Source organism: Adonisia turfae CCMR0081, from assembly GCF_011009555.1.
Taxonomy (GTDB): domain Bacteria; phylum Cyanobacteriota; class Cyanobacteriia; order Phormidesmidales; family Phormidesmidaceae; genus Leptothoe; species Leptothoe turfae.
Genome location: NZ_QXHD01000004.1, coordinates 5,614,094 through 5,629,884, shown reverse-complemented (window position 1 = coordinate 5,629,884; position 15,791 = coordinate 5,614,094). Strand labels below are relative to the sequence as shown.

The 15,791-nt window shown below is 49.7% G+C and carries 12 protein-coding genes; 5 read left to right on the top strand and 7 right to left on the bottom strand.

Annotation, left to right across the window (positions count from 1 at the left end; all coding sequences use genetic code 11):
• Positions 1-54 precede the first annotated feature (54 nt).
• From hpsN to DXZ20_RS27930, 3 genes are all read right to left on the bottom strand, one after another.
• Complete coding sequence (gene hpsN, locus DXZ20_RS27940; RefSeq protein ID WP_163660265.1) at positions 55-1,083, bottom strand: hormogonium polysaccharide biosynthesis glycosyltransferase HpsN; 1,029 nt, start codon at positions 1,081-1,083, stop codon at positions 55-57.
• Between the two features lie 20 nt (positions 1,084-1,103).
• Positions 1,104-2,786: a hormogonium polysaccharide biosynthesis protein HpsL gene (gene hpsL / locus DXZ20_RS27935; RefSeq protein ID WP_163702384.1), complete on the bottom strand. Its 1,683-nt coding sequence runs from the start codon at positions 2,784-2,786 to the stop codon at positions 1,104-1,106.
• A 263-nt stretch (positions 2,787-3,049) separates the two neighbouring features.
• Entirely contained in the window at positions 3,050-4,318 is a 1,269-nt protein-coding gene (locus tag DXZ20_RS27930; RefSeq protein ID WP_163702382.1) for a pentapeptide repeat-containing protein, read from the bottom strand.
• Between the two features lie 108 nt (positions 4,319-4,426).
• Between DXZ20_RS27930 and DXZ20_RS27925 the strand changes: the two genes are divergently transcribed.
• The gene (locus DXZ20_RS27925; protein WP_163702380.1) at positions 4,427-5,974 is read left to right on the top strand and encodes a site-2 protease family protein; all 1,548 of its coding nucleotides are present in this window, start codon (positions 4,427-4,429) and stop codon (positions 5,972-5,974) included.
• Here the strand turns inward: DXZ20_RS27925 and DXZ20_RS27920 are convergent.
• A complete protein-coding gene (locus DXZ20_RS27920) occupies positions 5,948-6,790 on the bottom strand; it encodes an energy transducer TonB (RefSeq protein ID WP_163702378.1) in 843 nt (280 codons plus the stop codon). The genes DXZ20_RS27925 and DXZ20_RS27920 overlap by 27 nt on opposite strands.
• Positions 6,791-7,122: 332 nt before the next feature.
• On the opposite strand from DXZ20_RS27920, the gene DXZ20_RS27915 reads away from it, so the two are divergent.
• Entirely contained in the window at positions 7,123-8,955 is a 1,833-nt protein-coding gene (locus DXZ20_RS27915; protein ID WP_163660277.1) for a purple acid phosphatase family protein, read from the top strand.
• Between the two features lie 5 nt (positions 8,956-8,960).
• Positions 8,961-10,025: a hypothetical protein gene (locus tag DXZ20_RS27910; RefSeq protein WP_163660279.1), complete on the top strand. Its 1,065-nt coding sequence runs from the start codon at positions 8,961-8,963 to the stop codon at positions 10,023-10,025.
• Between the two features lie 107 nt (positions 10,026-10,132).
• Here DXZ20_RS27910 and DXZ20_RS27905 read toward each other — a convergent pair whose 3' ends face one another.
• A complete protein-coding gene (locus DXZ20_RS27905; protein ID WP_163702376.1) occupies positions 10,133-10,690 on the bottom strand; it encodes an RICIN domain-containing protein in 558 nt (185 codons plus the stop codon).
• A 543-nt stretch (positions 10,691-11,233) separates the two neighbouring features.
• Here DXZ20_RS27905 and DXZ20_RS27900 point away from each other — a divergent pair.
• Positions 11,234-12,079 (top strand): response regulator transcription factor, encoded by an 846-nt coding sequence (locus DXZ20_RS27900; RefSeq protein ID WP_163702375.1) that lies wholly within the window; start codon positions 11,234-11,236, stop codon positions 12,077-12,079.
• A 37-nt stretch (positions 12,080-12,116) separates the two neighbouring features.
• On the opposite strand, the gene DXZ20_RS27895 is transcribed toward DXZ20_RS27900, so the two are convergent.
• Positions 12,117-12,752 carry a response regulator gene (locus DXZ20_RS27895; RefSeq protein WP_163702373.1) on the bottom strand — a complete coding sequence of 212 codons (636 nt, stop codon included), beginning with the start codon at positions 12,750-12,752 and terminating at the stop codon, positions 12,117-12,119.
• Positions 12,749-14,014, bottom strand: coding sequence for a sensor histidine kinase (locus DXZ20_RS27890; RefSeq protein ID WP_163660287.1), 1,266 nt, complete (start codon positions 14,012-14,014; stop codon positions 12,749-12,751). Before DXZ20_RS27890 ends, DXZ20_RS27895 begins: the two co-directional genes overlap by 4 nt.
• 234 nt (positions 14,015-14,248) lie before the next feature.
• Between DXZ20_RS27890 and DXZ20_RS27885 the strand changes: the two genes are divergently transcribed.
• Positions 14,249-15,742, top strand: coding sequence for a serine hydrolase (locus DXZ20_RS27885; RefSeq protein WP_163702371.1), 1,494 nt, complete (start codon positions 14,249-14,251; stop codon positions 15,740-15,742).
• The last annotated feature ends 49 nt before the right edge of the window (positions 15,743-15,791 follow it).

Genomic DNA, 15,791 nt, shown 5'->3' with positions numbered 1-15,791 from the left:
GCTGGCAACTAAAACTTTCATGGGTTGGATGATGATGTCTGCCGTACTCCAGTATTAGCCAGTAACGACCCTGGTGGAGGTATTGTTGGGGTGGGTGGGCTGGGGCATAGTCTGGGCCGGTAGGCTAAACAACCGCCCCTTACTGTTAAAGGTGGTTGCTAAGGTCCAGCAGGCCTGGATAAAACCTAGGGTGTAAAAACCAAACCGGGTGACAATTTTAATGGGCGACCCGCTCTTATTACAGGGGGGATTGCCCAGAACATGGCAGTCAAATAAACGTCCCGACAGTCGCAGCAACTGCCATGGTGTCAGGTTTTTTAATGCCATTAAAAAATGGTTGTGATAAAAGGTCAGCTGGTATTTAAGGGAGCGGGTGCTGATATCGTGGCAGCCACCGGTCTCTTCTCCCAAATGGATCAAATTGGCCTCTGGGTCGTACCAAATCTTTAGCTGTGTGCGTCGAAAACGCAGGCAAAAATCCGACTCTTCCCGCACGGCACTGCCCTGGAAACGCTCATCAAACCGTAATCCGTGGTTTGCAAACACGTCTCGTCGAAAGGACATGTTACATCCCCGTGCTGTCAATACCTGCTGCGGGTTCACGGTATGGACTAAATCAATGTAGTACCAGGCAATACCGGGATCCATGGCCTCCGGCGGCAGGGTTTCAATCTGCTTGGCGGCATTGGATTCTGCCAACTTCATGCGATCAAACACACGCCCGGCCACGGCACCGATGTCAGACCGGGTTTTATAGTTTTGCCCATGGGCTGCTAAAAAGCCTGGGGGCAATTCCACATCATCATCTAAAAACAGAATGATATCCCCATGACAACGCTCAATCGCATAGTTTCGCGCAGCTGGTAAACTGGCCCAGTCAACGGTATACAGCGTTACTTTAGGATCTGTTTTTATGGCATTGAGGAATGCTGTTGTTGCTGACTCATGGGTCTGGGTCTGGTCAACAATAATCACCTCAAAGGCTGGATAGGTTTGCTCTAATACATTTTCAATAGTGCTACAGAGAACGGCTTCTCTGCCGTAGGTGGGAATGACAACTGAAATAAATAGATCCGTATCCATAGTTATTTGAAGGAATCGTCTTAAACGGGTTGGGGTTCCTCGACGTCAGCTGATTTTAGGGCTGTTTTTTTCTGCGATCGCAACCGCTTCTTCTTCCTGGGATTGGCCAATTCCCGCTCCTGCTTATCCAGGGTAGGAATCTTCAAGGCGATCCCGGCTGCCAGCCAGTAGTAAACCGATACCGGGTCCACATCCAAAGGATAGTAGTAGGGAAAGAAGCTAATAAAGAGCACAAACACCCACATGGAGGCAGCATATCCCCGCAGGTTCTTATCCCTTGTTTTCCGATAAGCCTTAAACGTAGCAATGGTCAGAGCCGTATAGAGCATCACCACAAACAGCAACCCTAGAGGCCCCAGCTCATAGAGCAGTTTAGGATGATACGTTTCCACCAGACGTACTTTGCCAAACAAACGTGCCCCGTTGGTAGCCCTAGCTACGCCGTTACCTAAGATGCCTTCTTGGGCCTCCATGACCTCAGCAAACTGCTGCATCACAAATTCATGGGGTGGAGATGCATTCCATCGATCCTCAAAGCTATCGATACGTTCCTGCATTAACTCTGGGTTACGAATCGTCAGCCCCACTAAAATCAGCCCCAGGATCACACCAATCGGCACAAAGCGTTTAAGGTTAGCCACCTGCCCCGTTAGGACACTCAACACCCCAACGACAATGGGAACCAAAAATAAGGCAATCCGCTGGCCAGAGATCACTGACATAACGAATACGGTGATCAGGGAAATGATGCCGATTAATCGCCAGAAGGGAGATCGATCATTAAAGGCCGTACCAAAGCTAAAAAATGCACTGGAAATTAAAAACCAACCCCATTGCCAGGGGGCCACAAAAGTACCCGGCAATCGAATCTGACCTTGGGATGGGCTGTACAACAGGGAGCCCCCCACAAAGCAGCGGGACCGCAAAGACGCCTTAAACAGGTCTACGCCTTGGGCTCCAATCCCCTCTGTGCCAGCACAAACACCGGTTTTGAGCATCAGGTACTGAACAAACCCGAGAGCACAGGACACGAGCACTAACACGGCCTGGATACGCAGCAAAAAGTATAGATCTTCCGACGTGCGTATCAAATAGTAAATGCAGGTGATAACAGGTAGGTATCCCAGCAAAATTTTCAGACCCAGGATGCCCATCATCAGAGGCATTTCATCCCCAGGTGCCTGAAGCTGCTGAGGTAGATTAATCAGCAAAATATTGAGGATGACAATCGCCAGTACCAGCACCAACGGCAGTTGTAATGCCTCCGGCAATAAAATCTTCTGACGCTTTCTACGGCACATCTGAATCACACCAATCAAGGCAGGTACGTAAAAAGCATCCTTGGCAAGCTGTAATAAGGAATTGCCCCCCAACATGTAAGTCACCGTCCCTGAAAAGGGGATATAGATGATAAATGCGTAGAGGGCGTATCGCTGATACTTAAAGGACAAACTGAGACATAGCAAACTGGCTGTGGCGGCTATGCCTAAGGTGGGCTCCACCATGACGCCCAGCAAAAGACCCACTAAACCCGATGCGACACAGGCCAGCACCGTAAACTGAATCAGCTGAGAACGAGCCTTTGCCACTTCCCTCTCTTTTGCCCGTTGCTCCTTGCGAGTGAGGGTGGGTTCTGCCGTTTGCTCTGGCGCAGCCGAGCGAGAACGTTTTTTGGAGCGCTTCTTAAGTTTCTTGGCAACCATGGACGATTAGAAGAAGGGCAATAGATATGGTGGACGCCCCACCGATGGTGGACGCCCCCACCGATGGTGGGCGACCCCACTGATGGCGGGTGACCCCACCGTCTTCAAGGTAACAATTAGCCAACAGGAACAGGTCTGGCTAGTTTCAATTTACCCAAACCTAATGTGATTGATAGATAAATCACACTGGACTTGGCTCAACCTTACAAGAACTTTTTATACAAGCAGGTATGCGTAACCCGATTCCTTATTCCCGACTTCCCCTATCTACCCAACCGATTTGGAATATCCCGACAGCCACCTGGAATAGTAGCCCGAGTTTTACTACCGCTCCAGGTGCATAGATAGCAGCGTTGGGTTTCAGATAGGCGCTGGGCATTGGATAGATCCATGCCTTCTACCACAGCTCCGGTAAACTCGCCGGTTTCATAGTTAGGTGTATCGTTACGGGTACGAGGTGTGGCGGTTTCGTGGGGGCCATGAAAGAAGCGGGTGCCCATAAGATCGGCCCCAGATAAGTCTGCGTCACATAACACCGTGCGGGTTAGATCGGTGCGGACTAACTCGCATTGGGATAGGTCGGCGCGGATTAAATTAATGCCGCTCAGGTCTACCCAACGTAGATCATTGCCGGAAATATCTGCCGCTGCCAGCATCACGCCAATATCAATCACCCGTACACCATTAAGGCGATCCTCAGCGTAGCCGCCAGAGCCATCTAAAATCGGGCGTCCCAACCGCTGATCACGGGCTAGGGGGGTGAGTAGTTTAGAGCGCGACAAAAACCGTAGAACTTTAGCTTTACCATCGCCATCGATACCGCCCAAAATAGCTGCCGTTCGAGCTTCAGCAATGATGCGTTCCTGGGGCCAGTCTTCAAGTAAGCCTTCATCATCCAGGACCAGTTCTGAAATGCCCTGGAAATAAGCATCAATGGTTTGCTGCTGGGTAATTAAATTCTGCTGAGTGGTTAGATCGCGGGAAATAATAAACTGTCGCCAAGCGACATAGAGCGCCAAAATCGCGATAAATATTTGTCCTAAGGCCCCCAAAAAATCACCGAGGGCTCCAATGGCATTCCAGTTGAGGGTGGCCCCCCACTGCAATAGTCGCAGGTTGATCCCACTGACTTGCATCAAGCCGTAGACGCCGAGAATTAAGCCAGGGGTGGCGACAATTAACGATCGTTGCTCTGGAGATAGGTCGTTGACCACTGCCCGCAAGGTGGGCATCGCCAACCGGATCGAAATCGCTAACGCGATTAAAGAGCCAAACGAAATTAGCCAGAAGCTATCGAGTACCAGACCAATAAAGGTGATCAGGGTGGATGCGATCGCAATCAATAACTGCACTGACACTTTCATGGGCGAGCTCAGGGGCAACGTTGCCATCTCCTCATGGTGCAAATCCCCAATGGATGCAAAATCAGGGTCTGGATTGTAATCAACGGTAAACCGCTCTGATGCCCTCGGAGTCTGAGGCATCAAGTCTGCTGGCGTCGCAGCATGATCAAATGGCTCTTGGGCGCTCATATAACATAAATTGGCAGAAAGCTTCGCGGTGTTGAGTTTAACCTGAAAGGGACGTCTACCCTTAAACTATCAGCAGAGTTTTAATGGTGTTGTCGGTTTTTCTGCGCAATGATAACGGTTCTAATTTTAGTAGCCGCAGTTGGCATTCTCATTTGGGGATTTATCAGAGCCCGTCCTGACGGCAAGTTGGGCATTTTCGCCTGGTTACAGTCAGTGGTGCTGATGCTACCTTGGCTCATATTTTTTGGACTGTTTACCTTTGGCATCTATCTCAACATTGCCTGGGTCCTGGTCGCTGTGATGGTTTCAACTGCCATCTACATATATTTAGGACGGCAGTTAAGAACCCTGGCCAAAGCAGCCCCTGAAGGTCAGGCCCAGGCTAAAGATCCCATTACAGTCTCCCAAAACGAACCCCTGCCGACGGTAGACGTCGTGGTCGAGCCAGACCTGGAGGCAGGTGGGGAATCCCCCACGAGCCCTAAGACGGAGAGTGACGAGAGCGGTGCCCCTGAGGCAACTGCCCCACCCCAAACGCCTCCAGCGATCCCAGCAGAGGATCTAGCGGCCATTGAATCTATTTTTGGCGTCGATACCTTCTTTAGAACGGAGACGGTTCCCTATCAAGCCGGTGTTTTCTTTAAAGGCAACCTGCGGGGCGAGGCTGAAACGACAATCAATGCCCTCAATGCTCAGCTGAAAAACCAGTTTGAGGACGATCGGTATCGGCTGTTTTTAATTAACGGCCCCGAAGACCGACCTGCCATCATTGCGCTGCCCAGCAAGACAGATCCCAAACCCGCTGACATCCGTCAAAAGGGGTTGGCAGTGGCGCTTGCGATCGCAACATTTATCACCAGCTTGGAAACCGGAGCCCTACTCAAGGACTTTGACCTGTTTGAGCAACCAGGCCGCTGGCCAGAGGTATTACCCACTGCCCTCGCCATCTTCGCCATTTTGGCCATCCATGAAATCGGCCATCGCTGGCAAGCCAAACGTTACAACATCAAACTCAGTCCGCCCTTTGCCCTGCCCGCCTGGCAGCTAGGTAGCTTTGGTGCCCTGACTCGGTTTGAGTCGGTGCTACCCAATCGCACCGTGCTGTTCGACATTGCCTTTGCCGGACCAGCAGCCAGTGGCCTATTATCCCTGGCAATGCTGCTAGTGGGTCTAGGGCTTTCCCATCCCGGTAGCCTCTATCAGCTACCGGTAGACTTTTTTCAAGAATCGGTACTAGTTGGCACCCTGGCCCGTACGGTTCTAGGCGATACCCTGCAAACCAACGACCTGATAGATGTAGACCCCCTGGTGCTGATGGGATGGTTGGGGCTGGTCATTACGGCGCTAAACGTGATGCCTGCCGGACGTATTGATGGTGGCCGTATTGTTCAAGCCATTTATGGTCGCAAGATTGCCGGACGAGCCACAGCCGTTACCCTCATCCTGCTAATTTTTGTGGCCCTGGCGAATCCCCTTGCCCTCTATTGGGGAGCCCTAATTTTGTTTTTGCAGCGCGGTGAAGAACGCCCCTGCCTTGACGACATTAGTGAACCGGACGATACCCGTGCCGCCCTGGCATTGCTGATTTTATTCCTGATGCTGGCCACCCTATTACCCCTAAGCCCCGCCTTAGCTGGCCGCCTCGGCATTGGCTAAACCAGAGGCCAAATTACAGGCCTCATAGTCAATTTCAATATTAAAGGAATAGGCTTTTGTTTTGCCCATCGCGTGATAAGCAGCGTAGTCCGCATCGCGGGCAATCTCCAGCGCTTTTTCATCCAACACCTGGTAACCAGAACTATTCAACGGTTTCGGATCATGGATTAAGGTGCCATCAGGACCCACCTCAACCATAAAACTCACTGAGGTACCGGGGGGATTTTCTAAACACTCCTGCAGGGGTACCTCAACTTCAGATAACGCTCGCTCTAAATCCCGTAGCGGTGTAGGCAAAAAACCCTGCTCCGCCATCTTGCCCAGTTGCGTCAGGACAGGGGTATTGCCAATTTGGGTGTCATCAAAATCAGTGTAGCTATCTAGGCTGGCAATACGTTCATCCAGAGTTAGCTCAGGGGGGGCTTCATCTCCACCATCACCCTCATCCAATAGCTCCTCATCGAAACCTGGTTCCTCCTCCCACTCACTGAAGTCATCCAGCTCCGGTTCAATCTCTTCCAACTCTTCTAAGATCTCCGGATTCGCCAGAACCATCTCATCAACTGGCTCCTCCACCGGGAGCGGTTCTTCCGGTGGAGGCTCAGGTAAAGGCGGCTTAGACGAACCAGGCGTGCGTGCCAATTTTGGCAATGTCACCACTTGAATGACCTCTGGTTCAGTTTCTTCAGGTACGTCCGGTTTTTCTTCAATCAGATCTGGCATCGGTAGGGCCAGCACCAGGCCATGCAAACCAATGGAGGCCAGCACCAAGGTCGTTACCCAACTATTCAATTTTGGTAAGCGAAACTTGGTCATAAAAGATTGCTGTAATAACCGTCAACTATGCCCATGCGCCATCAGAATTAAAGCGTGATTAAAAGGTCAGCCCAGCAAAAGCAGACGTTAATTCTCCAAACACTTTACCTATCTATCATTCCTTGCAGACGTTAGAAATAGATACACCGTTAGACAATTTTTGAATTGGGGTAAATCTAACGCTTACATAGCATTTGTACAAGGGTAAATTAGCCCCCATTAAATTGCATTGACGTTAGTCACTCAGATCTGGGGCACTAATTGGCTACTATCTAGACTTGAGTTGCATACCTACCCCCTGACATAGGTTAGGGAACCCACAGGAACGTTCTATGGCCTCAGCCAAAACCGGAAAAACCAAAACCGGAACCTTAGTAGCCTTGGGACTATTTTTCTCCCTGGGCGTGGTGCTATTTGTACAGTTGACCAACCGACCGATAGTGCCCCTTCAACAGCCATTATCCATGCCCCCCCAAGTCACCCTGCTCACAGACCCATTTTTACAATCTCCAACAGAGTCATCGATACGCGTAGTCTGGTTTACCGAATTTGCAGGTAGCGACCACAAAGTCATGTACGGCCCTGGCGATCAGACGGTCTTTGCCGACACCACCCAGCTTAGCCGCACCCGTGAGGATGCCGAATCTAAAACCGTTGAGCCCTATGAGGCCGTTACTCAACGCCCCATTTGGCGACACGAGGCTGAAATCAGTGGATTACGCCCTGGTCTACCCGTTCCCTATGCAGTTGCTAGCACCACGGACGATGGCACCACTGTTCAAAGCGATCAATTCTCCCTCAGGGCTTTACCACCGGCAGGTGAGCCCCTTAAAATCCTGCTCACGTCCGATCATCAGCTGATGCCGATGACCGCCGCCAACCTACAAAAAGTAGAAGAAACCATTGGCCAGGTGGATGGTGTATTCCTGGCAGGCGACCTGGTGAACATACCCGACCGCGCTTCCGAGTGGTTTGATGATGCCCGTGGGGGGGCGTTCTTCCCCTGCTTGCAGGGACGAGCCAGCTATAACCTGATCAACGATGAAAACGAAGAAGGCACTGTCTACAAAGGGGGGAAAATCATTCAAAATGCGCCCCTATTTACAGCCGTGGGCAACCATGAAGTCATGGGGCGCTACAGCACCACAACTGCTTTAAATAAACAGTTCAACGATCCTGTTCCCTGGAATGCCGCTAAAGACCTGTACGATCAACACAAAGCTATCTTTAACCCCACCGAAAATGAGGCTGTAGAAAGACACTGGCTTAAAGAAAATTCTTTTAACATCGATACCTACAACGAGATTTTCTCTCTCCCCAAAGCCCAACGTGATAATGGTCAGACCCAACGATACTACGCCACCACCTTTGGCGATGTACGTCTGGTGTCTCTCTATGTGACCCAGATTTGGCGCATGTTTAAGGTGGATGATGAAACTCGGGGGCGCTACCAGGAACGGGCCGTTGATTTGGGTAACCCTCAAAACTGGGGCCATGGTCAAATGATTTTTGAAAGCATTGAACCCGGCAGCCCCCAGTATGAATGGCTACAGGCAGAACTGGCCAGTGACGAGTTCCAGCAGGCTAAGTACAAGATTGTTATGCTGCACCATCCAGCCCACACCCTGGGGGATAATGTAGTACCTGCATTTACCACTCCGGTTCCTGTCTACGACTATGGCGATGAAGGGAATCTCACCGGTATTCGCTATGAGTATCCCAAAGAAGAGGATCACATCATTAAATATCTGGTACCGCTATTAGACGAGGCCGGAACCGATTTGGTGTTTTATGGGCACTCTCATATTTGGAACCGCTTTAAAGGCGACAGCGGTATGCACTTTTTAGAATCTTCTAATGTGGGTAATACCTATCACGCTCACACGGAGGCCAGGCCGAGACCGGTGCCCCAAGACAGCCGCTTTAAAGAAACCTATGTTGCCACTGGTGACCCCAATGGGTTAACTCCCATCATGCCCACCCTGAAGCCCCTAACAGATGAGTTTGACAATCCAATGCCCTATATTGCCAGTAATGATATTACGGCTTTCAGTATTTTAGACACGGGTTTGGGAACCATCACCAGCTACTACTTTGATACGCGCAAGCCTGAATCCGCTGTCATCCCTTTTGATGTGTTTAACCTTGGCCAGCGAGAGAGATAACGACCATGACCACCCCGTTTGATGTAGCAGCCACCCAGCGTCGAGTAGACAATTTTTGGAAGCTTGGCGCTAGCTTTGGCATGGAGCGTAATGCGTACCACAACTATCTTAATGAAATTGTTAGCGATCGCTACGCCCTGATCAAAGGATTGCAAATTTTGCGAGATGAACTCCAGTTTGCAGCGGCGAGTCCAACGGATATTAAGGCCTGCGGGGCGGACATGAATTTGCCCAGTGTGGTGACGACATTGGCCTATACCAACTGTGGCGATCGCATCCACCAGGGGGAGGCAACCAAACGCTATCGTGACGTGGTTGCCTCCCGGTTTGCAACGCTGTCAGAAATTGGCGAGCTAAAACTAGAGGCATTTTTCCCAGCTGGCGGGGGTACAGATAATGGGGCGACATTGGCCCATGTGACGGTGGCCCATGAGTTAGATGAACAGCTAAAGCAGCGGGTGTATGCAGGTAATCCGCAGTCCATATCGCTGGTGGCGATTGATCTTAAAACCCACGTGGGTCGTTTGCGGGATGGTGAAAACCAGATGTATGGCGTCACTCGTGAGTCTCCCTGGCGTGAACCTCGGGCAGCCTGCGGGGCGATTGTGGGAGCGCTGAAACAGTATCATCCAGATAATCTGATCCATCGCCGTATTCGAGATGATCTGCGGGAGCGCAATTTTCAGTATCTCTCGAATAATAAGATTTTTACGGATGATGGGGTGGATATTACCATGGCCGTTGCGTCGGCAATTGTGGCGGTGCGGGGAATTCGGAATACGGCCATGGCGTTACCCCAGGAGTTAGATGAGCGGGGGGTGGCGCACTTGACGGCCAGTGTGACGGTCAATCGCCCTTCGCGGGATGATCTGGTGATTTATCTGGCACGGGCAACGGTGTTTAATGGCAAGATCCAGATCCAGGGGTTGGGGACCGAGGCTGACAAGTATGGTGGTCAGCTGGTGGAGTATGCCAAGGAGCGGCGGTTACAGTTGCGGTATGGCGATGGCGATGGCGAGAATCTGCCGGTGGAGGAGATTGATTATAAGGTAAGAGATTCCGGGTTGTAGAGTTGGAGGATGGGTAAATACCCCTGAATAGTTATCGCCATTGACCGCCCCCTGTATTTACCCACCTGCTTGTCTAACAGCAGCAGCGGTTAACCCACCCCATCCCCTTACTCCTCCATCCGCCACAGCTGACCCGACACATTTTGACAATCATCCATAAAGGCTGCGCCTTCTAACATAGAGTCAGGGGCTAACCGATTCCCCTCAAGACATTTATTCTGAGCCTCTAAAAACATGGTTGTTAGCCTAAAATAACCATCGCCAACCGGGATCTTCTTCCACAGCTGGCCCGACACGTTTTGACAAGTATCCATAAAGGCAGCCCCCCCTAACACAGAGTCAGGGGCCAGACGATTTCCCTCAAGACACTTACCTTCACCTTCAAGGAACATCGTTGTCAACTTAAAATAATCACCATCAGCCGGAATTATTTTCCAAAACTGACCTGACACATTTTGACAATCATCCATAAACGCCGCACCTTCTAACACAGACTCAGGGGCTAACCGATTCCCTTCTAAACACTTGTCTTCATCTTCAAGAAACATCGTCGTTAGCTTAAAGTAGCCCACCTGAGCATCGGCAACATTTTTAGAAGCCGAGAGAGCGATGGATGTAGCACCTAGGGAGACCGCTGCTACCATGAGAATCTTCTTGAAATTCATAGAGTCTCTTTTTTGTTTTTCACCATATGGGATGCCGTTAGCGACAATTTTTAGCCAATGCACCCTTGTGGAAAATAGTAGAAAACAACTAAAAGATTTTCTCCCGGAAAAACAATGGGATCAGTGTGAACTTTTTGACTGTGCGTTCTGTGTATTTACCCTGACCAAGCGTTCAAACAACATTTTTGATTGTTTTCCTGAGGATCAACTGTGTGAAATTAATTACCATCGCTCAATGTACGTAAGTAAAATTACTACTTTGGAAAAAGTTGCGTTTTAAGTGAAGGTGCTGATTCTGCCTGATTTTTCCTGAAAGCATGCGTTAAATGGACTATCATTAAATGTTCTATAGCGTATCTGTGTAAATTCGTAGAAAGGGCAGGTACAATATGGTTTGCTATTCCTTAATTTTCTTTGCCCTTGAATATTCAGAAATAATTTTTGAAGCCGTATCTGAGTATTCAAAGACAAAGGGATCTCAACGATAAAGAATGCCGCTAGCTAAGCCCTGCAAAGGGACTGGCTAATTTTGTAAATAGTTTTATGGCTAAAATCCTATTAATAGACAAAGATAGGGCAAGCCGTCAGATCCTTGAGCATGCCCTTAAGCTATATGACTATGAGGTAGTCAGTACCCATCGTGGTGATAAGGGCTTATCACTGGCCGTTGAGGAGGCTCCTGACCTGATTGTCATGGATATTGATGCCCAGGGACTTAATGGTTGGCAAGCGATTAAGATTCTTAAAGAGTCTAGTCCCACATGGCTCATTCCTGTAATTGCCCTGGCGCAGCCAACGGTTACTGGTCAACTTTTGATACAGACTGGGTTTGACACCTATGTCAGAAAGCCCGCTGCTGCTAGACACATTTTGCAAAGAATAGAATCCTTATTGGATAAAGTTGCCAAAGAGCTGACCGGTAGTAGCGGTAATCCATCTTCTGCATCAATGTCTGCATCAACGTCGCACAGGGGGCCAAAGGAGACACCCTATGCTCAAAGTCAGGTAGGCCAGGTAACGGTGGTCTATGTGGACAATAGTGCAGTAGATAGTCAAGCACTGGGGGACATTGTTCAAGCGGCTGGCTATAGCTACGCTAATATTTCTGATTCCTTACAGGCAGTGTCTCTGCTCATGGACTTGAGGCCTAAAATAATCTTTTTAGAATTAGTGCTGCCGGTGGCAAATGGTTACGAACTCTGTGCCCAAATTCGACGCATCTCTTTCTTTCAGAACACGCCTATCATCATTGTGACCAATAAAAACAGAATCCCTGAACGGTTGCGGGCAAAAATGGTGGGGGCATCAGATTTTTTGAGTAAACCCATCAAGGCAAAATCTGTTCTGGAGATTTTGATCAAGCATCTTTCTCACCAAAGTACTTTTTAGGGTCTAATGTTGAGATCGCAAGGGTAGACCTGAGGCTTTAGGACAGCAGATTCTGGTGGGCCCAGAGAGCTGCCTGGGTGCGATCTCGAACGTCCAACTGGCTAAAAATATTAGTCAAATGGTTTTTGACCGTACCTTCCGTCAGGTGTAAAGCAGCGGCAATTTCGCGATTGCTGTGGCCCTGGCCCAATAGCTTGAGGATGTCTATCTCCCGATTATTAAAAAGGATGTCCACATCTGCTTTGGTGCCATTATCTGATTTGACATGGGAAAACACCTTGGGGGCAATGGTGGGTCCTAACTGGCTGTAGCCCTGGTGAAGGTTACGAATTGCGATCGCAACCTGTTTCGCCGGGGTACTCTTCAGCAAATACCCCAATGCTCCTGCTTCCAGCGACTCAAATACATACTCATCCTCATCAAACGTAGTCAGCACCAAAATCCGAATCCACGGAAACCGCTGATGGATCTCATGGGTCGCTTCCACACCGTTGCACACTGGCATGCGCACATCCATCAAAATGACATCCGGTTGCAGTTGCTGGACCAGAGCAATGGCCTCCTGACCATGATTCGCTTCACCGACAATTTCAAGATCATCCTCCAGGGATAGCAACGACGCCAATCCCTGCCGAAACATTGGTTGATCATCCACCAACAAAATCTGAATCATTGTGGCACTGTAACCTGAATTAATGTGCCTTTTCCAAGAGTACTCTGGATTGTCATTTGCCCTCCCAGTAACTGTACCCGTTCTTGCATGCCCCGCAATCCATAGCCTGAGTTAGATGCCTCAGGCACAAAGCCAACACCATCGTCCGCCAGACCCATGGCAATGCCCTCTGTGGTTTGCTGAGCCCACAGCTTTACGGTAGATGCCTGAGCATGTTTTTGGATATTTGTTAGCCCTTCTTTAATAATTAGAAACAGCTGCTGGTTTACCTGTAGGGGCAAGGTTGGCAAGCTGATGCGAGTTTCAATTTTCAGGGGCTCAGTAGCGTGGGCCTGCTGAATCTGCTCCACTAACCCCGTCAACGCATCGGGCAAATTAAACGTGCCATGGCGGATGGTTGAAACCGCCCGTCGTACTTCCTGTAGAGACTGACTAGAAAGTATCTTAGCTCGATTGAGTGCCTGCAAAGACTGGTCAGGTTGTTGAGAATATAAAGTTTGAGCCACTTCTAATTGAACATTAAGGGTGGTCAGCGTGTGCCCAAGAGAGTCGTGAATATCTCGGGCAATGCGAGTTCGTTCTAAATCTGTTGCCAGGGTTTCTACTTCCTGGGATAGTGCCGCCGCTTGTTGTCGGCTTTTACGTTCAGATAAAACTGCCCAACACAACAAAATGGTTAACAAACAAGTAATCACATAAATAGTGGTGCTGTTGATAATCACATCCAACACTAACAGAGCTTTAGGAGCTGCTAAGGATTCCTCAAACTGGGCTCGCAGTTCTTCTGTGGGGATAGAGAATTCATGAAAAATTCGCTGGGCCAGGCTAAGTTGCCACGCAATCCCCGCCAGGATTGTTGTAAAAATGACATCGCGACGACTTAGCAAGAAACAGCTCTTGACCAGGACAAGATACAAAAACGGATCAAATCCCCAATTAGTGAACAGACGACTAATCAGTAAAACAACAATTTCTAACAGAATGTATCCCCGCCGTAGCCCCATGGGCTGTTGTAGGGGAAAAACAATGCTAAGGATGACCAGCACCCCCAGCACAGTGAAACCAAGATAGTCTCCTGGACCCATCTCATACCCCAGGGGTTTATTGAGCATCAGTAGCCCAACGCGCAGAACCACCAGTAACACAAACGTCCATTCCACATACCGCAGGGTTTTAGGAATAGATGGGGACAGATTGGCGCTAGCGGCTGATAGGGGCTTGGTCTTTTCGCCTAATCTGGGGACGTGACTAACAGCGTTCATGCTTGGTTGATGGTGTAGCAGGGTAATTGGGCTGTGGCTGACTTAACTAGGGTTTACCGTTGCTTAATGCTAAACCATTCGCCTGATTGGCTCCATGACAAAGGTCATGACAACGCATGACCTTTCACTATGGAACCGCATGCTCCCCGTCGTTAAAGTACACATACATTGCTACTAAGACAGGTATAAAACGGGACAATGGGCAGGCGACTTCAATTAGCTTCACTGATAGGCATGGCTGTCGGCTTCGCTTGGAGCGCCAATGCCATGGCTTCATCGTCGGATTTAACAACGCTACAGTTCTTACAACCCCAGGATGCACCTATGCTTGCAAACGCACCAGCACTGGTCGATCAGTGCGCCACATCTTCAACAGAAACTGCCCTGACAGCTGATACCATCGATGAAATCAACGCGTACTTAGATGCCTATGACCAAACGGGGCGGCTCTCGGGCAATGTTGTCATTGACTACGGTACTGCTTCAACATTTACCTGTAGTTACGGTTTAGCCAACCGCGAACATCAAGTCGCGAATACTGTAGAGACCAAATTCCGCATCGGGTCTATTACCAAACAATTTACCGCCGTTGCTATCCTCCAGTTACAAGAACAGGGGCGATTAGATGTACAAGCCCCTATTTCCTCTTATCTCCCTGACTATCCAGATGGCGATCGTATCACCAGCCATCATCTGTTAACCCACACCTCAGGCATTCCAGAATATCTGGATGGAGAGATATTCCCCGACATCCAGGAATGGCTGCGACTGCCCTCTAACCTGGACCAGTTGGTGGATCGCTTCAAAGATTTGCCCCTAGAATTTGATCCTGGAGACCAGTTTAAGTACAGCAACTCTGGCTACGTTCTGCTAACCCAGATTTTAGAAACGGTCTCTGGGCAAACCTATGCCGACTATGTGCAGGCCAACATTTTTACACCGTTGGGTATGAATAATACAGGCTATGAGATTCCCCATGCGGTGATTCCCGATTTGGCCCAGGGGTACACGTTTGCAGGGCCTGATCTCTACTTGCAAGCCGACCCCATCGACATGAGTATCCCCCAGGGGGCAGGGGGCCTATATTCCACGTTAGGAGACCTCGCCATTTGGAATCAATGGCTCTACGGGGATCAGCCGCTGGAACAACCCATTTTGAGTCAAGCATCGATTGACTTGCTGGCCCAGCCAGTGGCCAAAATGGATGCCGATGAGGACCAGCCCGATGCCTTCTACGGTTATGGCTTGGTGAGCGATGCCCATCTTGGCCGACAGCGGATTCACCACAGTGGTGGCATCAATGGATTTCGCTCTAGCCTGATGCATTATCCCGAAGAGAACTTAACCATTAGTGTGCTCCTCAACTTGACCAATCAGGCCACGGACTCTATAGCTGAAGGGCTAGCCGCTATTCTCTTAGACGAACCCTACACCATGCCTCGACAGCGTGAGGCCATTGATTTGGACCCCGCCCTTTATGAGCAGTATGTCGGCACCTATCAACTGTTGCCCGAGCTCCAGGTCAAACTAAGGGTTGAGAACAACCAGCTTGTCAGCCAAGCCACAGGGCAAGCGTCGGTGATCCTTTATCCCAGCTCAGAAACCGAGTTTTTTGCCCAGGTAGTGGACATTCTCATTAAGTTCAACCTCAGTGAGGATGGCACCGTCGAAGGGTTTACCCTATTCGACCATGGTTATGAACTCTTTGCACCCAGGTTAGACGACTAATGGTAAGTCTGTAAACTGCGGTGGGTGTGGGTGGCAGAGCGATCTTTTC